This is a genomic window from Sphingobacterium paramultivorum, assembly GCF_014109745.1.
GTDB lineage: Bacteria > Bacteroidota > Bacteroidia > Sphingobacteriales > Sphingobacteriaceae > Sphingobacterium > Sphingobacterium paramultivorum.
In genome coordinates this window covers 478444-504180 of record NZ_CP058555.1, presented here as the reverse complement: position 1 = coordinate 504180, position 25737 = coordinate 478444, and the positions used below count along the sequence as shown (strand labels likewise).

Annotated in this window: 14 protein-coding genes; 3 read left to right on the top strand and 11 right to left on the bottom strand. The window is 41.7% G+C overall.

The genetic code is table 11. From position 1 onward, the window contains the following. Window position 1: 1 nt before the first annotated feature. Both HS960_RS01940 and HS960_RS01935 read right to left on the bottom strand, forming a co-directional pair. Window positions 2–3124 carry a SusC/RagA family TonB-linked outer membrane protein gene (locus HS960_RS01940; RefSeq protein ID WP_182331121.1) on the bottom strand — a complete coding sequence of 1041 codons (3123 nt, stop codon included), beginning with the start codon at window positions 3122–3124 and terminating at the stop codon, window positions 2–4. A 362-nt stretch (window positions 3125–3486) separates the two neighbouring features. Then, window positions 3487–7563, bottom strand: coding sequence for a hybrid sensor histidine kinase/response regulator transcription factor (locus HS960_RS01935; RefSeq protein WP_182331120.1), 4077 nt, complete (start codon window positions 7561–7563; stop codon window positions 3487–3489). 292 nt (window positions 7564–7855) lie between these two features. On the opposite strand from HS960_RS01935, the gene HS960_RS01930 reads away from it, so the two are divergent. After that, window positions 7856–10147, top strand: a complete 2292-nt coding sequence (locus tag HS960_RS01930) for a family 20 glycosylhydrolase (RefSeq protein ID WP_159727832.1) — start codon at window positions 7856–7858, stop codon at window positions 10145–10147. 84 nt (window positions 10148–10231) lie between these two features. Here the strand turns inward: HS960_RS01930 and HS960_RS01925 are convergent, their stop codons facing one another. After that, a complete protein-coding gene (locus tag HS960_RS01925; RefSeq protein ID WP_182331119.1) occupies window positions 10232–12676 on the bottom strand; it encodes a PIG-L family deacetylase in 2445 nt (814 codons plus the stop codon). 540 nt (window positions 12677–13216) lie between these two features. Between HS960_RS01925 and HS960_RS01920 the strand changes: the two genes are divergently transcribed. After that, window positions 13217–13456, top strand: coding sequence for a hypothetical protein (locus HS960_RS01920; protein ID WP_153846202.1), 240 nt, complete (start codon window positions 13217–13219; stop codon window positions 13454–13456). A 13-nt stretch (window positions 13457–13469) separates the two neighbouring features. Here the strand turns inward: HS960_RS01920 and HS960_RS01915 are convergent, their stop codons facing one another. Further along, window positions 13470–14183, bottom strand: a complete 714-nt coding sequence (locus tag HS960_RS01915; protein WP_153846203.1) for a LytR/AlgR family response regulator transcription factor — start codon at window positions 14181–14183, stop codon at window positions 13470–13472. Further along, entirely contained in the window at window positions 14180–15241 is a 1062-nt protein-coding gene (locus HS960_RS01910; RefSeq protein ID WP_070568077.1) for a sensor histidine kinase, read from the bottom strand. Before HS960_RS01910 ends, HS960_RS01915 begins: the two co-directional genes overlap by 4 nt. A gap of 233 nt (window positions 15242–15474) precedes the next feature. Between HS960_RS01910 and HS960_RS01905 the strand changes: the two genes are divergently transcribed. Continuing rightward, complete coding sequence (locus tag HS960_RS01905) at window positions 15475–16452, top strand: hypothetical protein (protein ID WP_153846204.1); 978 nt, start codon at window positions 15475–15477, stop codon at window positions 16450–16452. Here HS960_RS01905 and HS960_RS01900 read toward each other — a convergent pair. The 6 genes from HS960_RS01900 to HS960_RS01875 form a co-directional block, all read right to left on the bottom strand. Further along, complete coding sequence (locus tag HS960_RS01900; RefSeq protein ID WP_075993530.1) at window positions 16436–17122, bottom strand: class I SAM-dependent methyltransferase; 687 nt, start codon at window positions 17120–17122, stop codon at window positions 16436–16438. The genes HS960_RS01905 and HS960_RS01900 overlap by 17 nt on opposite strands. A 207-nt stretch (window positions 17123–17329) precedes the next feature. Next, window positions 17330–20068, bottom strand: coding sequence for a DNA ligase D (ligD, locus tag HS960_RS01895; RefSeq protein ID WP_182331118.1), 2739 nt, complete (start codon window positions 20066–20068; stop codon window positions 17330–17332). A gap of 224 nt (window positions 20069–20292) precedes the next feature. Continuing rightward, window positions 20293–21504: a GTP-binding protein gene (locus HS960_RS01890; RefSeq protein ID WP_159727839.1), complete on the bottom strand. Its 1212-nt coding sequence runs from the start codon at window positions 21502–21504 to the stop codon at window positions 20293–20295. Between the two features lie 128 nt (window positions 21505–21632). Beyond that, window positions 21633–22211, bottom strand: coding sequence for an RbsD/FucU domain-containing protein (locus tag HS960_RS01885; RefSeq protein WP_159727841.1), 579 nt, complete (start codon window positions 22209–22211; stop codon window positions 21633–21635). Beyond that, window positions 22208–24922, bottom strand: a complete 2715-nt coding sequence (locus HS960_RS01880) for a GH116 family glycosyl hydrolase (RefSeq protein ID WP_182331117.1) — start codon at window positions 24920–24922, stop codon at window positions 22208–22210. The genes HS960_RS01885 and HS960_RS01880 overlap by 4 nt, the downstream gene beginning before the upstream one ends. A 217-nt stretch (window positions 24923–25139) precedes the next feature. Then, on the bottom strand, window positions 25140–25736 hold the full coding sequence (locus tag HS960_RS01875; protein ID WP_159727845.1) for an outer membrane beta-barrel protein: 597 nt from the start codon (window positions 25734–25736) through the stop codon (window positions 25140–25142). Window position 25737: the final 1 nt, after the last annotated feature.

The window sequence follows — 25737 nt, the reverse complement described above, 5'->3', positions numbered from 1 at the left end:
GTTAAAAAGTCATATTAAATCCAACCATAAATACCCTTTGCTGTGGATATACTACTGCTGCTCTCGCTTCGATCTCAGGATCAATCTGGTAGTCTTTGACATTGTCAAAAGAAATCAAGTTTGAAGCATTGATATAGAACCGTATTTTTTCGGCCTTTATCTTTTGAATCCATGCTTTTGGCAGATTGTATCCAACCTCCAGGTTGCGGACACGCAGATAACGTACATTGGTCAACCAAAAATCACTATTTCGACTATTGGGACCTGAGTTGCCGTTACGAATCGCAGGGTAGCGTCCCGGAATCCATTCACTGTTTGGATCATAAGGGTCTTTGCGATGCCATCTATCTTCAAGTAGATAGGCTGGAGAATTACCCCCACCGTGGAAGGCATTACGTAATTCATAATCCTGAAACCAGGATTGTATTGCACCACCAGCAAGATCGATATTCAAGTTGATGCCTTTCCAGTCGAGACCAATACGACCACCAAAGCTCATCATCGGTGCCCAGCCCGTTTGGTAACCTATTGGACGTTGATCCATATCGTTAATGACACCATCTCCATTTACATCTTTATAAATTAAATCACCAGGGAGTTGGGACCTATTGTTCTGACCATCATTATTGATCGGATGGTTGCGGATCTCTTCTTCCGACTGAAATCGTCCGACGACTTGGTATCCCCACCATACTCCACCCCAGCGATCCTCAATGGAATTGCGATACTCATTCCAGGAGTTGCTGAAACGAGGTTTATAGGTTTCTAACTCCCGATAACGTGAAAAAGTCATATTTCCACTGACAACATAGTTTAACTCGCCGACCTTATCGGTATAGGTAATGATACCTTCCGCACCATAATAGCCGTTCTTACCGAGGTTTTCATTGGGAAGGTCATAACCGATTTCGGCTGGTAATAGGACATCGTATCGTTTGCCAGGATATCCAGTACGGATAATTTTAAAGATATCGGCCGTCAATGTCAGCTTATTGTTCAGCAGTGTCGCATCGATACCCATGTTATAATTGGTATTTTTAACCCAGGAGAGGTTGCGAACTGGTAAACCTCTAGGCTGTACCCCGGGTACATAGGCTCCGTCTAAGACAGCACTTCCAGCCGCCCAATTATATCCGGCAAGGTAATCATGCATTCCCACGCCCTCTTCAAGTCCTGTTTGTCCGATCGAAGCACGGATTTTAAGGTCACTAACCACGGATTTTAAGGGTTTAAAGAATCCTTCATCCGAAATACGCCAACCTACCGATGCTCCCGGAAACAATCCCCAGCGCTTACCTTCATAATATTTAAAAGATCCATCATAACGGCCCAATACTTCCAGAAGATACTTGCCCTTGTAGTTGTAATTTATACGGCCAATATATCCAGCCCGAGCCTCGTAAGCCCATTCATCGGCCAAACTATTGAGCTCCGACAGTCTTAACAACGGAATATAATTGTTTGAAGGATTTGCGCCCAATGCCTTATACGTCCGGTCCCAATCTGAACGCTCATAGCCTAACATTCCCGCGAAAGTGTGATCGCCAATCTGCTTGTTATAATCGATCTGGAACTGTGCAAAGCGGGAAACAATCTCCCTCGTGGTATCGTAACGCCAGCCAGCATCACTTCCGCCAGTTCGCTTATAAGCATTATTTTCGTATCGATATACATCATAGGTATATTGGAAGCCTTCAAATTTATTGTTGGTATAGTTGTAAGAAACAGTTCCTTTTGCCGACAAACCAAAATTTGTCTTATAGGCCGCAAAGAGATTCACATTTCCTGCAAGGTATTTATTGTCTTTATAGCCGGCAATATCGCGGCTAAAGAGAGCCGGATTATAGGGAAAATCATTGGTATGATTGATATATTCCGGATTGTCATTTGCGTAGGGACCTACAGTCGGCCTATTTTTCATAATAGCCAAAATAGACGAGAAGTATCCATCCCCACCTGGTAAGCCAACATCCTGTGTTCCTTCATGTCTTCCTGAAATCTGTGTCCCGACAGTAAGTCCTTTGAGTACCTCAGCTTCCATATTGGCCTGGAAATTGGTTCGCTTATAATTGAAATCCTTGATCATTGCATCCTGATTGAGGTGGCCCAATGACAGGAAGTAATTGGACTTTTCATTTCCACCGGTGACATTGGCATTGATGTATCGCTGTGGAATATTCTTACGGATCACCATGTCATAATAATCATAGCCTTGGTAGCCGGGCTCTGTCCCTGCCTGCCATTTCGCCAACTCCTCGGGTGTATAAACCGTCTTCGGGTCGCGGTTTTCATTCTGTGCGGCCTCAACTAATCCACGTGTGTATTGTTTAGCGTTTGCCATGGTCGGAAAACGTGTCAAATTTTGCCAGCCTTGGTAGCCATTAATATTGATTTTTGCACTTTCTCCTTTTGCGCCTTTTTTGGTGGTAATCAATACAACACCTCTGGAAGCACGGAATCCATATACTGCTGCTGCGGCATCTTTCAAAATAGAGATACTCTCAATATCTTCGAGATTCAGCGAATTAAAGATATCTGCGCCGGAGCCATTCTGTGTACCAACCCAATCAGTACCTTCCTGACCTCCATAAGCAACACCATCAATTACATATAAAGGCGAGCCCATATTCCGGATTTCGATCGCTGCACCACGACCGGGACGTGCGTCTTTGGCACGCACTGAGATCCCCTGCACCTTTCCTGCCAAAGCCCCAGCAGTCGTCGTCGATGATGACCGTACAATATCCTCTGATTTAATATTGCTTACCGCCCCTGTAATATTACGTTTGGACTGTTTACCATAACCAACAACGACGACATCCTCCAATACATTTTCATCTGCCTCGAGCTGGATTTTTAAATTTGTTGTTCCATCCAATGGAACTCGACGAGTCTTATACCCAACAAATGACACGACGAGCGTTCCTTTGTTAGCATTCAGCTCAAATTTCCCCGATTTGTCTGTTGAGGTTCCCTTCCCCCCTTCAAGGAGGAGTACACTCGCACCAACGATAGGCTCGTTTGCTTTGTTGAAAACTTGTCCCGTAACCTTCTCCTGCGCATACAGCAAAGTTGGCATCACGCTCAACATGGTGTAAAAAGAAGCAATCTTTAAGTTTTTCATAAATTTCAATACGAATTAAACAGTAAATAATACAATCTAGCTGGACAAGACAATATGATGGTAAACTACGGTCTACTTTGGTTATTTCTTTTGCATCGTTGCCACCCCTACCTAGATTTATAATTGGATTAATACCTCAAACTTAGCCGATATTGCAACACTCCATCGTACACAAATCCGTCAAAAAACATATATTTTTTAGTCAAAAACAGCTTTTTAAACATATTTAAGGCATATTTTATGTTTTTTTTCAAACTGATCTCGTTTTGATCGAAGTATATTAGACAGCAGCTTTATACGAAAAAACTATGCCCCTATCTATGTTGAAATAGTAGGGGCATACTTATCTGATGCGGATTGTTTTAATACACTACGCGGGCTTTATTGTCGGATCGTTGATATTCGGAAGGTAGTTGGCCAAACTCCTCTTTAAAGCATTGCCGAAAATAAATCGCACTATTGATTCCGACCATAAATGACACTTCGGTCACGTTATACTTCCCAGTCCGAAGTAGATCTGCCGCCTTATGGATACGTATCTTACGTACGAGCTGATTGATATTTTTTCCTGTGATGCCTTTCAATTTCCGATAAAGGGTAGACTGACTCATATTCATGCGATCAGCGAGGGCAGCAGCATCCAAGACCTCATCCTGCATATGCTGCTCGACGATCTGCATAAAATCCTGAACAAATTCATTTTCACGCCAGAGTTCCTCCGAAGGCTTTTGTTCTAGTTCTATATTGGTAGTTGAAAAAGATGGTTTTGTATTTAAACTTTCCAAAATCAGTTCATTGATCTGTTTCTGTCGGCTCAATAGATTGTCAATACGTTTGAAAAGTAAAGCTGCTGTAACTGGCTTGATCAGGTAGGAATCTATCCCTAGATCATAACCTCGTTGCCGGTCTGCATCGGTATTTTTTGCTGTCAATAGCAACAGTGGGATATGACTTGTACTACGTTCCTGTTTCAATTGCTGTACAAGCTGAAAACCATCCATATCGGGCATCATAATATCACTGATCACCAAATCGGGCACCCTAGCCATCGCCATTTGATAGCCTACAGTTCCATTTTCGGCGAGCACCACGTCATATTGTCTTTGCAATGTACTTCCCAGATATTCACGAAGTTCCAGATCATCCTCAACCAATAGCACTAGCGGACGTTGCGAAGAAACAGGCAGCTCGCCATTCTCAACAGGTAATCGATCGGTTTTCAATTTTACCGTAAAGGTGGTACCAAGGCCAAATGTACTATTCACATCAATCTTTCCATGATGGATCGCCACAAGTTCTTTCACCAAGGCCAGACCAATACCCGTACCCTGAGTACCTGTGTTCGCAACCTGATAATATTTTTCAAAAATCCTACCGATATCTTCTTTGTCAATACCTACTCCAGTATCTTCTACAGACAACACCGCCCAATGATCCAAATCCGATTCTTCGTAATGCAAGCTTAGTTTAATATAACCTGACTCGGTATATTTATAGGCATTCGACAATAAATTATCTACGATCAATTGTACGATTTCGGCATCAAATAGCGTACGTGAATCCCTCACAGGGAGTTCAGACAACACCCGAAGACCAGGTTTGTGATTCAATGTTTTATATTTATGGGCAAGATCTACGAGCATTTCTCCCAAAGACCCAGCTTCCGGTACAAAGGGTTTAAACTGCGATTCTACCTTCCTAAATTCCAACAACTGGTTGACCAATGTGAAGAGTCTATTAGCGCTTTTCTGTACCGTCTGAACCAGTTCGCGATGTTTTTCAGTAAGCTGCTGCTCTTGGGACAGGTCGTCAAGGGGGCCTAGAATCAACGTCAAAGGTGTCCGTAGCTCGTGCGTTATATGCGTATAGAAATTCAGGCGTTCTGCATGTAACTGTTCGTCCTGCACATGTTGCCGCTCTTTCAGTTTTAGTTCGGATTCAGCTTTCATTTTTTTGAAATAGAAAGAAATGATAATATATCCAATTAGCAGCACAAGGAGCAGATACACGATCTTGGCGGATAAACTGAGATAAAAAGGTGGCGCAATTTTGATCAATAGATGCTGGTAGTCCTGCGACCATTGCCCATTTTTCATCCGGGTGCGAATCAGCAGCTCATGTTCACCATAGGGTATATTACGAAAATCGAGGTTGGTCTCGTTTCCCAGAAAAATCCAGTCATTATTAAGCCCTTGCAATTTATAGCCAAACTCGACCAAACCGTCTAGAGCAAAGTCCATAACAGCAAGTTCGATGCGAAAGCTATTTTCATCATAATTGAGTTCAATTGCCTTTGTCGGCGAGGGATATTTATCGACCTGTGTACCGGACTCTCCGGATCGAAAAACAATAAATCGGCTAATACTTAGGGGTGAGGTTGGTAAATTGGACGGGATTGTGGCTGGGTTGAAATAACACATTCCTTCCTGCATCCCAAAATACAGTCGACCTTCACTGTCTTTTCCTACACTTGCATTGATAAAACCTCCCAAAGGCAAACCGAAAGACTGGTCATATTGTAGAAAACGTCTTTCTTTCGGGACATAGCGTAACATCCCCGATTTGGTCGAACACCAAATATTTCCGGTATGATCTTCTGCGAGTCCATTGACAAAAAGCCATGCATTCCCTCCCGGAGGCATCAATAGAGACAGATCACCAATCTTCTTACCCGCTTCCTGTACGGCCAGTCCTTGATTTGTAGCCACCCAGATATTGTTATTTCTGTCCCGCAACAAATGATTAATCGTGTTATTTTGCAAGCCATTACCCTTGTCCATTTTTCGAAGCAGTTTATGCTGGGGATCGTAAACATAGAGTCCTTGCCCATAAGTACCGACCCACATGTTGTGTTGGCCATCTTCCATCAACGTTCGGGGTGCATAATCGCCAAGCATTGGTTTGTTGATCAAAAGCTTCTGGACATGCCCCTTTCCTTCATCATATATAAATACCCCTTGATGTGCTGCAAACCAGATCTGTCCCAAATGGTCCTCATAAATCGCGCGTACCTCCGTCACAGGCTCACCTAAATCAATGGTTTTCCAAACGGACGATCCAGCATATTGAACGGCAATTCCACCTTTACGTAATCCAAGCCAAACATGTTGATGCTGGTCCTTAAAAGCTGTTAGAAGGAAATCGTCTGCCCCACCATTCTTTTTGGTAATCTGCTTCAATAAACGCCCTTCCGCATTCATTTCGACCAGACCTGAGCCTTCAGTGGCCAAACGTATTGTCCGATTTTCACCCACCAATACATTGCTCACTGTTGCCAGTCGATCCGGCAGCATATTGTCTGATGGAAAGACACTAAAGAAGGGGGCAATATGACTCACAACTCCCAAGCCACCACCATATAACGCTAGCCAAACGTTTCCAAACCGATCGGGAGTAATATGCTGGACCATCGCATTATTGCCTTTCCCCAGATCAAAACGCTCTACATGCTGTACGGCCTCAATATGCTTATCATAACCATAGCTCGGCTGCAGTAAAAAGAGTTGCGACGATTCGGCCCCTATCCACAACGTATGACCAATTTCCTTAATCGCATATACAAAAGGTTCATTTCCATTTTTTGCCAATCCTGCCAAAGAAACCTGCTGTAGTTTACCGGAAGCTGGATGATACACAGCCAGCCCCTTTCGGGTCCCTATCCACATATTGCCGGCTTGATCACAAAACAAGACTTTAATTTCATTATCCGGTAATTGTCCGGAAGTATTGTGATTAGTTAGTCGTTTCAAAGAATGGCTAATGGGATCCATTATTGTTAAACCTTCGTTAACATGCCCTATGTAAAGCATTCTTTTTTGATCTTCGGCCAGAGACCAAATGCTATTTTCGGGAAGACCCGGAAAATTCTTTTTATTGAAATGACTAAATTCCCCCGTTACCGGATCAAAATGCTGCACCCCTTGATGGTAGGTCGCTAACCACAATTTCCCATCCTTGCCTTCGATCATATCCGTAATATCATTCGTGGCTATAGATTTTGGATTAGCTGCATCATGTGTATAATAACTGAATCTATTTGTGCCTAGGTCAAGCACATTCAGCCCATTGGATCTTGTTCCGATATACACTTTCCTGCCTGCATACAGTAGCGTATTAATTTCATTGCTATTGACCGATTGACCGTCCTGCTTATCGGCAGCATAATACGATTTAAAAGACTTTCCCGCATAACGGTTCAGCCCCAGCTCTGTGGCTACCCACATAAATCCTTCATCGTCATGCACGATATCCAATACCTGCTGATTGCTTAAGCCATCTTGAAGGGAAAAAAAATGGGCACTATTGGGCTGTCCATAAACATGGGCCAACTGCCAAAAAAAACCAATGATAATGAGAAAATTTTTCATAGCTCCGCCACCACCTAATAAATTAACAACACCAACCTGTTCTCTTGGATGAGATCCTTTGCCGACTATCATTCGCCCCAACCCATTTGCAACTTTTTACAAAATTGTCGAACACCGCAACAACTATACAATGAAAATATTCAGGATATAAACACAACATAGGCCCATTCAAATAAAGGTTATTTTCAAGTTAAAGATAAGAATAAATATATAAATGTCAAACAAACATTTATAATAATACCAAGAGGAGTATTGCGCATAATCTCACGGAATATTGATCAACTAAAATTACCTGCCAATACCTGAAATATTGGTATATTGCAACAAAATCTAATAACACTTGTGAATCACAAAAAACACGTTCATGAATAAAATCTTCTCAACCTTACTCCTATCCTGTGCCCTGTACCTGCCGACACTAAATTTTGCGCAACAAAAAAATGCACTTCCTCAACTCATTCCATTTCCGCAGCAGTTGGAGGCTAAGCCAGGCCTTTTTCAGCTAAAGGGGCAAGAATTGGGTTACTATATTGATCCATCCCTATCTTCTAAATCATTATCGGGATGGATCGACCATTCCCTATTCGGGAAACTGAACAAAAAAAACGTGAAGCAAGCCAGCGCCACGTTGCAATTGATTAAAAATCAAGGGCTCTCAAATGAGGGGTATGAATTGATAATAGATCAAAAAGGTATCCAGATCATCGCCGCATCTGAAAAGGGTGCATTTTATGGATTACAGACAATCCAGCAATTATATTTACTCTCAGGAACAACAGCTAAGCTTGCTCTTCCCTATGTAACGGTCAAAGACGAGCCAGCTTTCCAATGGCGAGGTGTCGAACTCGATGTAGCCCGTCATTTTTTTCCAAAAGATTATATTTATAAATTTATCGATCTACTTGCAACCTACAAGTTCAACAAATTTCACCTGCACCTGACAGACGATCAAGGTTGGCGCATAGAAATCAAAAAATACCCCAAACTAACCGAACAAGGGGCTTGGCGGACGTATAACAATCAGGATTCTGCCTGCTTTGTGAAAGCCAAGGAAAATCCCGACTTTAATCTGCCCAAGGAACTGATCCGCACAACAAACGGAAAGGAAGAATATGGCGGTTTTTATACACAACAGGATATCAGAGACATTGTTGCCTATGCGGGCAGCCGACACATAGAAATCATTCCGGAAATAGATATGCCTGGGCATATGATGGTGGCTACAAAGGCCTATCCCGAACTCCTATTGGACAGTCAGTCCGCGGGCTGGGGAAAACAATTTTCTGTACCGATCAGCCCCTGGAAAGAAAGCAGTTATACTTTTGTTGAGAATGTACTAAGCGAAATCATTGAGCTATTCCCATCACACTATATTCACATTGGTGCCGACGAGGTAGAAAAAGATTCCTGGTCAAAATCAGCAGCTGCGCAAGCTTTTATGAAAGAAAAGCAAATACCTAACTTACATGATCTGCAAGGTTATTTCGTCAAAAGAGTGAACAATTTTATCCGTTCAAAAAATAAACAGAGTATCGGCTGGGATGAAATATTGGACGGCAGTTCCGATACCAGCATGATGGTCATGTACTGGCGTGGTTGGGTAAAAAATGCACCTATGGAAGCCGTTAACCGTGGTCACCGGGTCGTTATGACACCTACAAATCCGCTTTATTTTGATTACCTTCCAAATAGCAGCAGCCTAGATGCCGTGTACAATATGAGCGTGGTCCCTTCGGATATATCCAGCCAAAAAGCACATTTGATCCAAGGTGCACAAGCCAATATCTGGACAGAAATGATCCCCTCCACTGCGCGGTTAGAGTTTATGATCCTCCCACGTTTAAGTGCTTTATCGGAACGCGTATGGACCAACAAATCCCTCTATGATAGCTATAGAAATCGAGTAATTGCACACTTTGGACTCTGGAACAAAATGGGTTTACGGTATCGTATGCCAGACCTTAACGGTTTCGCTGAAACACAGGTAATTGTCGACGGACAATCTACACTAAAAGTTTCGAATGAACTTCCCCAAAATCCAATACACTATACTACCGATGGTAGTCTTCCAACAAAGCAAAGCCCAGTGCTTAACGGCTCTCTTGTCGTTAAAAAAGAAGGTCCTATTCGTTTTGCGACAATCTCGCCTTCGGGTGCAAAAAGTGAGCTCTATCAGGTTGATTTTAAAAATGATACTTGGAAAAAGGGTATAAAAGTTGATGAAAGCACCGTGGCCCCGGGCCTTACAGCGACATTTTTCAATGGAACTTTTACCAATACTTCCGCCATTTCGGGTCCCGAAGTGCGTCAGGAAGTGATAAGCAATGTAGCGCTAAGCGATACCATCAAAATGCCTTCTTTTGGTGCAAAAATAAGAGGATACCTCTACGTCAAAGAAAAAGGAATTTATAATTTCTACTTCACTTGTGATGATGGTGGTGTCCTGCGGATACATGATCAGCTTGTCGTTGATAATGACGGACAGCATGCACCGATTATGAAAAGCGGACAGATTGCGTTAGAAGCAGGCTACCACCCAATTGCTGTAGATTTCCTTGAAGCTGGAGGAGGTTTCACCTTAAAACTTCAATACAATGTCAATGATTCAAAAGTGATCGATATTCCCAAAGCGTCTTTTTTCCATAAAAAGGATTAAAAAAATCGACATAAAATAGCAGTGATACCATCCCCAGTGCAGTCAATGCTCACTGGGGATTTTTTTACCCCACAAGATTCTGGTCTAACGCGAAGCTAGGGATAACATATTCGCAAAAAGACGATATGCCCCTGCTACTCCTGCTGGCAGTTGTCTAAACAGCGACAGGCTGTTATAGATATAATAACCTTTTCCTTTTTTGTGCAGTAGCAATAACCCATCTTCCGTACGATTATCTCCATTTTGCCCACGCAGTATCGGTTCAAAATCCGAAGCCCATTTTTGAGGTAAAAAAAGTGCCCGGTCCTGCACCCAATTTTGAAAATCATGCTGTCCGATTACATTAGGGTAGTTCAATATGCGATGGGAAGGGTTCAAAAATGATATATGGCTTTCTGTATCTGTAATTCTTTCCGGGGAAACCGCTAAAGGATAAGCCCCAACCTCCGTCAAATGCAAATCATACGGCGTATTATACTGCCCTATCAATACACCGCCCTGCTCAACATAGTCACGAAAAAGCTGATGAAATCCCGTAATTAGGGGATGGCTATTGTATATTCGTATTCCCAAAACCACTGCATCAAAGCCTGAGAGATCCATTCCCCCAATTGACTCAAATGGAATAATCTCCAAATGACCAACAAGCTGGCGTAAGCTCCCTGCAAGTTCATCGTTCACCCCCGAAATATAAGCAACTTTCTGGGCCGTAATATTCACGGGTAAATTTAGCACCCGCAATATGCCCTTGGGAAAGTAAGTTACTTGATTAACATGTGGATAAATAATACTTCTGGATGTGAACGGATACCGCCCTGTAGTCGTCTCAATCTCAAAGCCGATCTCTTGAATATATTCCTGCTGCGCATGCGACCTCAACTCAAACTTAAGCTTCTCGGTTGCATTACCCGCTATATTGAGCTCAATTTCTTTCGGAAATACATCGAGCCCATCCGGTAGCGTAAGCTTAACCTTTATAGATAAGGATTCGGAGACATTAGATTGTAGCTCTAAAGCAATTAAACGTCTGGTCGCATTGGAGAGCACCACGATGTCCGAATCAAAAGTTGCTGTCACCGGAGGGGCCACCGCAATAGGACTACCAGCATGTTTCACAGGCAACTTAACCGCGATCGGCAAGCCGGCAAACTGCAGTTCCAAATGAACAGACAATTCAGTTCCAAATTGTGTCAATACAACATCAGCAGGCGATGCCGGCGCATAGTTATATGCATCGCCCTCAGCACTAAGCCAAGTTGGAAAAGAAGGTAAAATCGTATCCAGAAGCTGACCATTTAAATGGATCGTCTTCGAAGGTGACAAAGTAAAGTCTTTTTGCTCTCCGTTACGAATAAATGGAACTTTCACCCTGGTCAGCTGTAGATTGGATTCCGATGGGATATGCGCATTCAGGACCATATTAACCTCGGTCCCTGGTACCCAAAGTTCCTCAATAGCCTGTACTTCCAAAGATACACCAGCAAAGTCGAGCAGAAGACGCTCTACCTCCGCTCGTTTTTCATGGATAACATGCCCCTCGGGAACAATCCTCATCCAAAATAAAATCGTTCCAAGCTCCAAGACAAGTTCTGCTGCATCTGACTCACATTTTGCAATGAGGTCGTCCACCAAGCGATTAAATACGAGTGAATAAGAATCTTGAGCAGTATATTGTGTAAAAATAGCGTGCTGTTTCTCCGAACTGATCGGTGTACCTTTTAATAATTCAAAATATTCGGTGCTAGGCTGATGCCGAACCAGACTTCCCATGGCCTGAGAGCGATGTCTATTACGGCTTTCTGCAGCAATCTCACCATAATGAAAGTCCAAAGAGCCGTGTCTCGCTGGAATATCCAGCGAAAAATACGCTGGCAAAGGCCTTACTTCTCCACCGATATCCTTAACACCACTGTCCTGATATACATTCCACAACAGCTGCCGAGCCTGCCAAGGCTCCAATTCGGATAGCTGTTCTATATAAGCTGATGGATCAGCGGCCAGATCAAAAGCCTTTGCCGCTAGAATTGCTGAGGCCTGATGATGTCCATGTGAGTCCGGGACATCCGGTGAAAAACGTGTTACAATTACAGTAGGGCGAAAATAACGGATGGTCCAAACCATATCGGCAAGTACACCGTTTTCATCCCATCGTGCCAGCGTTTCATCGACAGATTTTGCAAATCCAAAATCCTTAGCACGTGTAAAGAACTGTTTTGTTCCCTCAATTGCACGAGCGGCAAGTGATTCCTGCACCCGAAGTACACCCAGATCCAGTCCCTTTTCTGTGCCAATAAAATTCTGTCCTCCCTCACCACGCGTCACGGAAAGATAGGCCGTATCGACCAACTGGTGCTGAGCCAAAAAGGTCAACAATTTATTGTTCTCGTCATCCGGATGAGCACCGATATATAAAACACGATCAGACATTTTAAGCCTACATAACGCACGCATCATCATTTGTTCTTTACGCGAAAAAGCCTGATCTAAATGTTGTTCGTGTGTCTGTTGTGCTAAATATTCCAATGCCATATCCTTCCTACTAAATATTTCTACGGCTCAAATATAGGAATATTTTTTAATAAACTACTAAATAGGTAGATTATATATTTTAATAAAGAATTAGTATTAATTATAATGGAGGATTAGCGTTAAAAACAAAGATGTTGCTCGTAAAAAAACACTAATCTAATCGTGTCAATACACCTTCTTTATGGGCGTAAAATTCATAGCTGGCTCCTTTTCTAAACTGCATAACCTTTTCGATATGGATACTACTATGGTTTTTGCTGAGGGTAAAGTATTTTTGCCGGAGCTGAAAACTAAAAGCTACTTAACTGTAACACCTGACAAAGATGCCTCCCCTTTCTGTAGAAATTTAGAATTGATAGCCGCTGGTATTTATTTTTGATCTACATCATGCGTACACTGCCTGCTCAATCTTGTTTTGTATAAAAATTAAATGCTTTCGTATAATATCGATTTCCCGGTGTCACCAGGAGCATAGATTTGTAAGGATACCTCAGGTGATTGGGGAATCAAATGATTTTGAACGCAAATAAATTAGTAGCGATGAAAGTTAGGCAAGTGATGATTTTTAAAAGTTCAGTGAAGACCAAAGACAAGAAAAATTTTTTGATGCAATTGGTCAAGACCCATCTTCCACAAGTACAAGATGCTACGGTTGATATTGATGATGAGGATGCTATTTTCCGGTTCGAAACAGAAGAGTGTTGTGTCGACTATCTGACAAATTTCCTACGTAGTTATGGTATCCAAGTTGATTTTCTGGATCGCTTTGTGATGGCTTAAATCAGCCATCAGATCAGAGGAGTCCTCCGGTATATTGTTTAAAGAAAGATTCTCTATAGATCTCACCAATCGGGATTTCAAACTTATCGATGTAAACAGTATGGTTATCAAAAGAATCAATAAACGATAAATTAATCAGATAGGATTTGCTGGTACGCGCAAACAGGCTCACCGGAAGTTTCTGGTGAATTGTCTTCAAATTCATTGCAGTAATCAGTTTATTGTTCCGGGTATAGATGACCACATAATCTTTGAGTGCTTCTATAAAGCGAATATCGGTAAATGCAATTTTATAGAATTTCCTATCCGATTTAATAAAAAGTGCATCCTCACTGGCCTTCTCAACCGTACTTTGGTTTTCTTTTAACGCTAGTAATTTTTTATAGGCTATTGCTTTATCGATCGCTTTTGCCAAACGGTCTTTATTGATCGGCTTCAACAGATAATCTATTGCATCCAATTCGTAACTTTTCAGTGCATATTGCGCATAGGCAGTCGTCAGGATAACCAGCTTGTCATTGGGAAGAGACTGTGCAAAATCGAGTCCATTGACTGTCGGCATCTCGATATCCAAAAAAAGTAAGTCCACCGGGTTTGTCTTGATACATTCCAATGCCGATATCGCATTGGAAAATGTACCTACTATCTGAATAGACGAAATTTCTTCGATTAAATTTTTCATTTCTTCCCTAGCCAGGGGTTCATCGTCTACAATAATGCAATTCATAAGGGAATAGTAAGTTTAACGCTATATAATGTCTCAGTTGTTGACACAGACAGTTCATAATCATTTCTATACAGCAGATCCAGTCGTCTTTTGGCATTAGCCAATCCCAGTCCGCTATATTTGCTTCGGACAAATGAGTTGTCGGGATCTTTCGAATTTTCACATTCAAAACAAAGTTGTTGATCCGTCTCAGAAAAATGGATTGTGATGAAAGTATCAGCATCACCGGCGCTGAGACTATGTTTAATCGCGTTTTCAACAAAGGCCGTAAATAGATGCGGCGGTAGAAATACACCTTTTTTTTCCAATTCTATTGGGCAAGATATACGCGTTTTTAGGTTATCGCGACGTATTTCCTCCAATTTCAGGAAATTGCTTATAAAGTTGATTTCGGACTTGAGAAGTGTCTTATCATCGTTATTTTCATACAGCTGATATCTTAGAAAATCTGATAACTTCATGATGACCTCGGTAGCCATATTCGGATCTTTTCGAATTAAAGCTTTAACGTTGTTCAGCATGTTGAATAAAAAATGTGGCTGAATCTGATTTTTTAAGGAAACAAGCTCTGTGGTCAAAGCCAGATTTTTCAGTTCAGAAATACGCTTATTGTCTTCCAACCAACGTTTAAAAAGCTTAAATGTCGTGGTGGTTAGAATAATCGGAATACAGATAAATAATGCGGCGATTAGCCCCATAGAGTCCGACTCCGGTTTTTTTATAGCGGGAATATGAATGGAATAGATGTAATTTGCAATGTACATGACCACCAGCAAACTGGCCGTTACCAGCAGTATCAATGCTAAGACATATAACTCATATTTAGCCTTAAAGAAAAACTTGGGTATCAGTACATACATATTGGCGTAAAACATGCAGACGAATACAAACCATAGGATAATAGAAAAATAAAACCGATAACTACCCTGAAAATGAGAACTCGAATTTGCATTTGCAAAGAGCAACAGTAAACCGATCAGAAAAAACACATGTCGCAGTGGCCTGAATTTATTTTCTGTAAAATACCTTAAAACAATGCTATTATTGAAGTCTTGCATGCATTAGAATGATTTTAACCTAAATAACAAAAATAAAGCTTTTCTTGGCAAGAATCCGATCTCTTATACGAAGACCTGTTTTTTTTATACCAAAACTGGGAGATGATTTTTAACGTTCCTTTTCACTGTTCCCCTAAATTGGACTTTTGTATAAAAACAAGACCTGTTGGTCTAAAAAAAAAATACCACCTACAAATTTCGGCTATCCTTACAATGATTTTAATCATACATTTATGCAAAAAATACTTTTAGTGTTTGTACTATTGTTTCGTATATCCACTTCAATCGCACAGACTAAAGATAGCGTACAGCAAAAAGTGAGGGCTGTTGTTACTGACAAATTCCCCATAACACGGGTCCTCAATTTGACCTATGAATCCAATACAGGATACAGTTATTCATCAAAACTCCAAGGTCAGGATTTACCTAAAACAAAAGTAGAATCGATGTACCAAGCCGGAGGTAGTATCAACATTAATTTTTTAAAGAGCAGAACCTGGAACTTGGGTACCAATATTGGCTATCAGTTCACTTCTGTAAACTCCAATCGTTTAGACCCCATCGCACAATCCACCATACAGTCAACCCATCAATATCATTATCATTACGAATCACTTAATCTTACCCGTTATTCACGTTTATGGGGCAAAGTAGCATTTTATACCGCAACGATTGCTGCCAATGGGAGTGAAAAAGCAATAGAACGCATTAATGGGATATTATCTGCTACTGTGGTACTAAAAGCTACGCGGGAGATTCAAATGGCGGTGGGCCTCATCGGCTTTATAGATCCGGCAGCCATTATTCCGGTTTTCCCAACCTTTGCCTACAAGCAACAATTTGCCAATGGGATGATACTTGATGTCATCTTACCTAAAGGAGCCTACCTTCGAAAAGAGGTCTTGCGGAATGGCCGCGTTTCAATAGGTTCCGATTTAAATAGTACGATCTTTTACCTCTATAACTTTCAGGGCGCTGAAAAAGTATATACCTTCAGTCAGATGGAGATCAATTCGGGTCTGACTTATGAACATAACCTGGGCCGATCTTTTATTGCCACCCTTAAATCAGGACTAAAAACCATACCTCGTGCACGCGTATTTGAAAAAAACAAAACCCAGCGCGATTATGTATGGGAAGCAAATCCCGATCCTTCGTTTTATATTAATGCGGGGCTTTCCTTCAATCCCTTTGCTAAGAAAAGGAAATAATATCTTTTTTTCGGGTTATCCACCCCATATAAATCGATGATTGAAAGAATCGAACAGGAGGTTCAAATCCGGCTTCTTCACAGAGCTCGGCTAATCGTTCTTCCGAGACATGCAACAATTCATGCTCGATTCTTCGCAATCTTTGAGCGACCTGTGTTTCATCTATCCCCTTGGGCAGAAGAAGTCTCAACAACTGCAAGTTTTGTTGAATCTGCTCCTTATTGCCCGTAATATCTAATAATAACAAGGGTGCTTGCGACATCATTCTCTTGGAAATATCTTGGAGCATAACCAATTTTTCGCCATTGTCTTCTAAAAAGTGTAATACAAGCAAAAGCGTCGCAGCACCATATTGTTTCTCCTCGTCCAAATCACTTACCACACCTTCGACAAGATGAACATTTTCGTCCGCTTCAAATTTTTCCAGGGCCTGACTAATCATCTCAGGCGACGGATCTACCCCGGTTATTGTCCAAGATTCTGCTGTGTCAACAAAACGTTCTATTTCATTTCCTGTGCCACATCCTACCACCAATAAATCCTTATTTTCAGTTTCTCGGAGGAGCTTCGGCAGCTGATCTAAAAAATAATGGTAATTGGGAATCCAGCTCTCAACAAATTGGTCATAGCCACTTGCGCGCTCATTTTCAAACAGTTCTACTTTATTCATCTAGCTAACAATAATCGTTCAATATAAAATCAGTATGCAGTTAAAAGCTATACCTTTTCTGCTTTCCAAATATACATCCAAAGTCATCTATTTAAAACTATTCTAAATAACTGATGATTATTCTGACAATCTCGTTACTTATATTTCACCGAATAGATCGGTCAATGAGTTTCTATATTCAGGTTATATCAATACTATTTTTTTGAACTATTTTTTTGAGAGTGTATCAATTACTTTTTTCAGATCGATCCCTTTCCCCAATACAGGTTTAAAGATATCCCCCAGCTCATGCATTCTTTCAATCGCATTAAACAAGGTGAAATCACTAATTTTCAACCCTTTTTTAACTTCATCCCAATGTAATGGCATGGACACTGTCGCTCCAGGCTTGGGACGTACTGAATATGCTGCAGCAATGGTAGCATGTGGTCTATTTTGAAGAAAATCAAGATACATTTTACCTTTCCGATCACGAACAGTTCGCTCTAAACTGGTATATTCGGGTAGCTCCGCATGAATCAGGGTGACAATAATATGCGCAAACTCCTTGGACTGATCGTAATTATATTTATTTCCTAATGGTATATATATGTGAAGTCCCGTGGAACCACTTGTTTTACAATACGAAGGTACCCCCATATCATCTAAAAGTTGTTTGGTGAGCTGGGCGGTTTCAATAACCTGATCAAATGTATTTTTATCCGGATCCAGATCAATGATACAAAAGGTCGGATTATCCGGTTTTCTGACGGTACTACTCCAGGGATTCATTTCGATACAGCCAAGATTAGCCATATATAACAATGTAGCCTCGTCTTTTCCGACCAGATAATGCCGATCACGGCCATCGGCCTCACTTTGGTAAAGATAAGTTTCTGCCCATTCCGGTGCTGTATCAGTAACATCCTTGAAATAGAACCCTTCTTCTTTGATACCATTTGGGTATCGATTCATGCTTTGTGGTCGATCTTTAAGGTATGGTAAAATAAAAGGTGCAGCCTGCTCATAGTAATTAATTAAATCGCGCTTGGTGATCTTTTCGTCAGGCCAAAATAGTTTATCGAGGTTGGTAAATTTTAACTCATGTCCATTTACCTTCTGAACCTGGGTTTTGTCTTTGGGGTTTAGCATTGTTTTATAGTTTTTCTTATCCGAACTGCCTTCCTTACTATTCTTTCGCATCCCATCTCCCTCTTTTGATTGTTTGCCAATAATCTCATTAACGGCCTGCTCTTCTTCCAAAATCACTTTTTTGGCATTTTTATCGTTACGCATGCCGTCAAATGAGGGATGTCGCATAACGCCGTCAACGGTCATTTCTGTAAAGCTCACTTCGCAAACCAGGTTGGGATGTAGCCAGGTGACAGCGGTATGAGGAGGGCGGGGTCTAAATCGTGAGGATTTGTTGATATCGGGTTCGTCATCAAACGGACTATTTTTTGTGACCAAGGGTTTGAACTGCACCATCAGCTCTTGTTGTAATTTTGCACTGAATCCTGTTCCGACCTTTCCGGTATAAATAAGCTTTTTACCTTCATATAGGCCTACCAATAGGCTACTAAACAGTTTGCTTGAGCCTTCGTTCTTTGTAAAACCGCCAATAACAACCTCCTGACGCCTATTAGCCTTGATTTTCAACCAGTCAGATGAACGCTCATGTATATGGTAAACGCTTTCCTTGCGTTTGGCCATAACCCCCTCTATACCGAGTTTTTTGGCTTCATTCAAAAATCCAACGCCCGATGTATCGAAATGTTCACTCAATAAAATCAAATCGTTTTGCGGCATTACTTCCTTTAAAATCGCTTTTCTTTCCAATAGCGAAAGACCTTTTAGATCTTTTCCATCGTACCAAAGGATATCAAATACATAATATACCAAATCGCCATCCGCCTCACTTCTCCAGTTTTGTAGGGCAGCAAAGTTGGCCGTTCCATTTTTTTCCAATACAAGGATCTCGCCATCGAGTATGGCATTGATCACGATGCTTTTCAGGGTATCATATACTGGATAAAACTTTTCATTGAAGCTTTTGTCATTTCTGGATTTTAGTTCTATTTTGCCATTTTTCATAAAGGCCAAAGCACGATAACCGTCCCATTTCACCTCGTATACCCAATTTTGATCATCAAAAGGCTTGTCGATCAGCGTCGCCAGCATGGGCTGCACCGCAGTATAAAAGACTTGCTTCGGTGATTTCTTTAGCAAGTCGGTGATATTATACGCTTGTTTCAGCGTCTCAGCCGTTTTCTTTTTAGGCAGTTCTTCCAATTGGCCGCTGATTATTTCAGCAGCATTCCAACTTTTCTTGCTTTTATTTTTTGATATACTATTCTTTTTAACAACAGGCTGTCCATAGACTTTATCGGGCGATTTTTCCATTTCCGCTATCGTCTTTCCCGACAATACGGATTTATCCTTTGCTATAACATCCTTGCTTGTTGCATATTGATCTTCCAACTTCATCAGTAGCCATTCATTTCCTCCTCTTCCGTATGCTTTTACCAAAGCAAATTCTCCCTTCAATTTTTCTCCATACAATCTGAATTTGAGCTTTCCGCTATAAAGCTGATGTCGAAGATTCTTATCCATTTTTGCAACATCATTGGTTTCAGGAGCTAAAGCTTCATAGCTCCCTTCATCCCACACGATAACTGTACCACCACCATACTGTCCTTTTGGTATGATACCTTCAAAATTCCGGTAATCGTAAGGATGATCTTCAACCATCATGGCCAAGCGTTTGACAGATGGGTCCATAGATGGCCCCTTAGGAATCGCCCAACTTTTGAGCACCCCGTTCATTTCAAGCCGAAAATCATAATGCAGATGCGAAGCATCATGCTTCTGCACGACGAACCACAATTCCTTTCCGCTTGATCTACCTCCAAAGGGTTCCGGTGTTTTTCCTGCGGAACGCTTTTCGCGATATTTTGACAAACCCATACGCCTGTTTTTAATCGTAGCTAACTTTCTATCTTAACACAACCATAACACAAAAAAAGTTTGTTTTTTTAAATGTTCGGATTGATAAAGGTTCAGCATAGTTTTCGGGCAAGATCTGACAAATCAGCATAAAAAAGGCCAGGAAATCAACCCCTGGCCTTCGAAAAATACAATATCTAACCTACATTACTTACTTTTTTAACCGATGCAGATCGCAAATAGTTTTAAATATTTTTAGGAAATTCGTCTTTCCACCAGGTAAAACGCCAGTCATCGCCTTCTTCTTCGGTCAACAGGCATTCTTCCAGCTCCGCCAGATATTTTTCTTTATCCAGATCCTGACCTATAAATACCAATTCATTTTTTCGATCTTCCCATTCCGGATGCCAACGTTTAAGAAGTTCAGCTCTGATTTCGGCATAACTGGGATACTGATAGCGCTGCTCTTCGGGCATGCTACTCCACCATGAGCCTGCACTTTCCAACCTTACGCTACCACCTGCCTGACTAAAACTGATGGCCAAATGCGGGCGGGAGGCCAACCACAGGAGACCTTTGGCCCGTATGATATTGTGCGGGTAGCGCTCGTTGAGGTAACGGTGCAGTCGTTGTGGATGGAAGGGCCGTTGCGATCGAAAAACAAAAGATGAAATACCGTACTCTTCTGTTTCGGGTGTATGTTCATTTTCAAGTTCCCTGATCCACCCTGCCGAAGATGAAGCTTCATCAAAATTAAAAGAGCCCGTACCCATAATTTCCCGGGGATCAACGCGTCCAAATTGTGTACGGATACGCTTTGCACCTGGATTGAGCCGCCCAATTGCAGCCTCCAAGGTACCCAAAGTTTCCTCAGATACCAGATCGGCCTTATTCAGGAGGATAACATTCGCAAACTCGATCTGATCAGTCAACAGATTTACGATCGCCCTATTATCACAGTCGTCGTCCGTTAATTTTCGATCTAATAAGGTGTCGGCGCTTCCAAAATCTTTGGCAAAGTTGAAACAGTCCACAACTGTTACCATGGTGTCAATATAGCTGAATGTAGACAGGTCAATCGCATTATCATTACCAACATAACTGAATGTCTGGGCAACAGGGATAGGCTCCGAAATACCAGTACTTTCGATAAGAAGATAATCAAAACGGTTTTCTTTCGCTAGTCGCTCCACCTCCACCATCAAATCCTCTCTTAATGTACAACAAATACATCCATTGCTCATCTCTACTAATTTTTCTTCCGTTCGTGAAAGTACATTTTCGCGCTCAACAGCCTGTGCATCGATGTTCACTTCGCTCATATCATTGACAATGACGGCCACCTTCTTACCCTCCTTATTGTGTAAAATATGATTCAATAGTGTTGTTTTTCCTGCGCCTAAAAATCCACTTAAAACGGTGACAGGCAATTTAGTTTTTTGGGAAATGCTGCTCATAGTAATTTCGTTTTCACAAATGTAAAAACAATAATACTTAAATGCAACACTGTTGCTTTATTATTGTACGCACTAAACAAAAAGTCTTCCAAATGCCATTAAAAACTTATCAATGATTAAGATAAGTTTCATTTCACCTGATCAGCAAGACGTTGCCTTAAGATACGTTCACGATCAGCATCCCAATACTTGCAGTCCAGTTCGATAAACAAGGAACTGTAAGGCAGAGTTGACTCGGTCTTCAGTACGACAACACCAAAAAGCTGTGCTGCTTTATCCATTTTCGCAAATACTTCTTCGTGCATCAGCGGGGTTAATTTTATGTTCGGAAGTAATTTCTTTAGACTCTCCTGATATGCTTTTAAGCCTGGCGCGATGGTTTCATCTAAGTATCCAAGCTCCTTATCTTGGTAAAAAACAGGCCTTATATGTGTTTGCTTATCGAGTAGTCGCAATGCGGTATCCAATACCTCAGGCATCTTTCTTCCCGTATTAATAATCAGCATATTTTTGGTAGCAGGAGCCGGATAGGCCTTATCAACAATCAATATCCAATTGCGGTGACCTAACAAAGGTAATTGCTGCGAAAATAAATCCTTCCAGTCTGGTTTTAACGGCGGATCACCCAAATGACGTGGCGATGATTCACAAGCGACCATCACAGCAAGCATCATGAAAAGAAGCAAATTATTTATCCATTTTTTCATAGCCATTGTATTATTAGTGTATCTCCATTTTTTAGCATGACTTGCTCCTTAAAACTAAGGATCAGACGTCCATCAGTGCGTTTCAGCGCAACCAGTTCAATCGACCTTTCATTTTGCTTTACAATGAGTTGTTTTTTATTGAGCGATAGGTCATCCGCATCACCTAGATGAAATTCATGAAGCATCAATTGACCATATTTCAAGGTCAGTGTACACTGACATACCCCTTTAGTTTTTCGCTTCTGGGCATATGTCCCCCATCCTTTTGCTGTTGTGAAAGGCGCCTTGAAATCTGCTTTTCCTAACTTAGGGGCAAATCCAATCTGCCCTTTCGGCCCATGATAACTAAAACCGCAGGCGCTGATAAAGGTTCCATAGCTTGCCATGGCACGTGCATAATGATCGCTGCATTCAATCTCATTAAAAGGATTTCTCTTGGCAGCATGATGGCGATCGTGGATCACCCTTGTCAATGTTAAACTTTCGTCAACCATGCCTTCAGCCATCATATGTGCAGCGACCTGATGTTCAAAGCCACTCATACATTCATGGAAATAACCTAATTGCCAGGTAGTATTGTCGCCATAAGCCTTGTCTTCATTTTTTGGATTAGTGTTCATAACCATGCCCCCCTCCCCAGCCAAGGCATAAGGCCTTCCGCCAAGATGCGTTTTTATATAGGGGCCAACATCCATGGTAAAGTTATATTTCCAGAGTGCTTTCAATGCAGACACCACGTTCTCCTGACGATTGACCCCCGGCATGTCCACTTGTCTGCACCAGGCCTGACCATACACCTGGTCAATATGACAGGTATTATAAGAGCCTAGCATCTTTCGCCCCTGCAGCATATCGGGACGATGAATATAATACTCTCCATTAAAGAGTTTGCTATCCATATTTTCAGATCCCTTCCTAACGTATTCCAAACACAATTTTTGAAACGTTTTATCACCTACTTCCTTCGCCATCAATGCAGCAGCCTGTATTGCTGCGAGACATAATCCGACAATCCAGGCAATTTCACCTTCCCAGACCGCATCAAGTGTATTTTCCATTGGCGTATCGGTCATACCATCCTTGTTTTTATCCTGATCAAGAACAAATTGGACAGCCTTCTTAAGTTTAGGCCAGTTTCGCTCAAGAAATGTGCTGTCGCTGCTCATCTGATGATCGCGATAGAAGCGTAGAATAACACCAGCCTGCCCATCAATAGCCGGTCTTTTTTCATATTCAGCACGAAAGATGATGGCACCGGTATCAGACTGAAAGCCAACACCTAGATCCGTCACTTCACGTAGATTACGCTCAAGATCCGGAAATATCCTGCCAATGGACTGCCCATATTGCCAAACGTGCGTACAGGTACCGGCACATGCCCCTACTCCTTCCCAGCCCCAAAATCTTCCCGAAGCAAAACGCATGGTGTTTGCTGTGGCCAGTGTGCCTATATTGACAAAAGTGCGATCCATAAACCAGTACGGCAGTGTTGTATCATTCCAGGTCTGCTGCCATGACATGGTTTCCCTCTCGAGTTTTTCACGATTGTTCAAATAATAATTGATTACTTCGGCCGCATTACTAAACCTGGCACCATACCAATAACCCGATTGCGCATCCTTGAGGTGAAGTTTCAGTTTAGGGTGTGGATTGTTAAAATACCAGGATATTGCATAAGAAATTTGGCTTGTCGCCTTCGCTTTTATTGTCCGTTTTACCGTAAAGGCACCTACTTGCAAATCCGAAAAATCGACGGTCGAATCCACCCTATCTGCCTTTACCTCCTGCGGTTTTACAGGCCATTCCTGTAACCTCGTCGTGGGTTGCGCTTCTATATCAATACAGGTAAAAGCCATTGATCCATGGTCGCCAGCTTCCATGGCTTGAGTAGGAACCTGATCGCAACTAAAAAGCAACACTTGAGTATCGGCATGTTCCGCGAGGAAAGAGCGTTTGTGTACAGTATCAAAATCTTTCCGTCCTTTATGTACACCATTTTCCATCCAGCCCGTGACCGTTACATCGACCGGCGCGTCGCCCTTGTTCTGCAATTCGATATGTATGGTGGTAAGTGGCAAAGAAGAGTTATCCTGATCCAAAGGAATAAATGGTGAATAGGCTACCAACACCACATCCAATGGAAAATCGATACTGCTATAGGTTATTAGACATGTTGGATATGTTGCTTCAAATGCAACCTCATCCCAGTGGTTTTCCCTAAGCTCCTTGATAACCTGCTTTCCGTCGACTAAGGTCGAAATCGCAAAGCCCTGTTCCATACTCCGCAGGTTGTCTGCTATAGCAGGCTCAATATAAGCAGATCCATCCCTCGGCCGTACAGTGACCAATTCTTTTCCATTGTTCCATTGCACATTTTTGGGCTCTATCCCCTCGCGCTCACCATCATAAGCCGTATTAAATATCTGCCACAGCCATAGCCGACCATCACCTCCTATATAGACCGTACCCGAATGTAAACCACCTACAGGCATTCCAATGTACCGAAGCTCGTTTTTACTTTTTCGATAGGTGATTTTTTCTCCCTTTTCATACAGCGAATCAAACCATTGCCTGCTGAGACCTTTTACCTCTGGAATGTTGTGAACAGGTTTTTCCCAGGCAAATACGGTATTTGACCATACAGGAAATTTGCTGACCAATACGCTCAGGCTAACTAAACTGGCTTTCTTAAAAAAACTTCTTCTGTCCATTCGTTTATAATTTATTGCCGTCCCGAATTGAGTGGAAGGAACTATTGGTTTGTCTGCACAAGATATTGAAATATCCTTGATATCCAGCAATAAACATCCCCACAACAAATAGTAAATCATTAAAAAAGTTAAAGCCGCCTGATGTAGCAAAATCAGAGCGGCTCAGCTTACAGCACAGGAAAGTCTGTAAAGGTTACCTACCAGTGGAACTATTAGCTTAAAACAAACGCACTTTAAATCCCAGTTGATACTGGTCAATATGTGCATCCCAGTTGTCTACGATTTTATTATTCTTTTTGAACTGTCGGTATCTAAAATACAGCGCGCCAAGGTCTATCCCTAATGCGTAGCCTATCCGTGTACGACTGTTGAACGCTGGTTTTCCATCATTGAGTTTATAAGCGTCGTCATTGAGCAACATATTAAGGTCTAGACCGCCCAGGATGGAAAATTTTCTTGTAAAATTAACTTTAAGGTACACCGGAGTGTTGAGATATTTCAGCGAACGAGTCCCTTTGGACAAACCTCCGGAAAGGGAAGCTGTGTTGTCATTAACACGTATTCTGGTTAAATTATAACTAGGTTCAACTTGAATATCCATCTTGCTATTAAGCCCAAATATCAAATCTCCACCCAATTGATATCCCATTCTATTGGCGCCAAATGCATTCCCACTTGCACGCGAAATATTACCACCAACCCGAAGTCCAAACCCTATTTGTCCGTAACATGCGGTCTTGAAACCGAACAATCCCACGATCAAAAAACAAACTAGTGTACAATGTTTCAACTTTAATCGATCTATCTTTATCATT

Excerpts from the sequence above, each read along its gene's own strand:
- HS960_RS01940 (WP_182331121.1), bottom strand. The coding sequence starts at position 3,124 with ATGAAAAACTTAAAGATTGCTTCTTTTTACACCATGTTGAGCGTGATG.
- HS960_RS01935 (WP_182331120.1), bottom strand. The coding sequence starts at position 7,563 with ATGATAGTCGGCAAAGGATCTCATCCAAGAGAACAGGTTGGTGTTGTT.
- HS960_RS01930 (WP_159727832.1), top strand. The coding sequence starts at position 7,856 with ATGAATAAAATCTTCTCAACCTTACTCCTATCCTGTGCCCTGTACCTG.
- HS960_RS01925 (WP_182331119.1), bottom strand. The coding sequence starts at position 12,676 with ATGGCATTGGAATATTTAGCACAACAGACACACGAACAACATTTAGAT.
- HS960_RS01920 (WP_153846202.1), top strand. The coding sequence starts at position 13,217 with ATGAAAGTTAGGCAAGTGATGATTTTTAAAAGTTCAGTGAAGACCAAA.
- HS960_RS01915 (WP_153846203.1), bottom strand. The coding sequence starts at position 14,183 with ATGAATTGCATTATTGTAGACGATGAACCCCTGGCTAGGGAAGAAATG.
- HS960_RS01910 (WP_070568077.1), bottom strand. The coding sequence starts at position 15,241 with ATGCAAGACTTCAATAATAGCATTGTTTTAAGGTATTTTACAGAAAAT.
- HS960_RS01905 (WP_153846204.1), top strand. The coding sequence starts at position 15,475 with ATGCAAAAAATACTTTTAGTGTTTGTACTATTGTTTCGTATATCCACT.
- HS960_RS01900 (WP_075993530.1), bottom strand. The coding sequence starts at position 17,122 with ATGAATAAAGTAGAACTGTTTGAAAATGAGCGCGCAAGTGGCTATGAC.
- ligD (WP_182331118.1), bottom strand. The coding sequence starts at position 20,068 with ATGGGTTTGTCAAAATATCGCGAAAAGCGTTCCGCAGGAAAAACACCG.
- HS960_RS01890 (WP_159727839.1), bottom strand. The coding sequence starts at position 21,504 with ATGAGCAGCATTTCCCAAAAAACTAAATTGCCTGTCACCGTTTTAAGT.
- HS960_RS01885 (WP_159727841.1), bottom strand. The coding sequence starts at position 22,211 with ATGAAAAAATGGATAAATAATTTGCTTCTTTTCATGATGCTTGCTGTG.
- HS960_RS01880 (WP_182331117.1), bottom strand. The coding sequence starts at position 24,922 with ATGGACAGAAGAAGTTTTTTTAAGAAAGCCAGTTTAGTTAGCCTGAGC.
- HS960_RS01875 (WP_159727845.1), bottom strand. The coding sequence starts at position 25,736 with ATGATAAAGATAGATCGATTAAAGTTGAAACATTGTACACTAGTTTGT.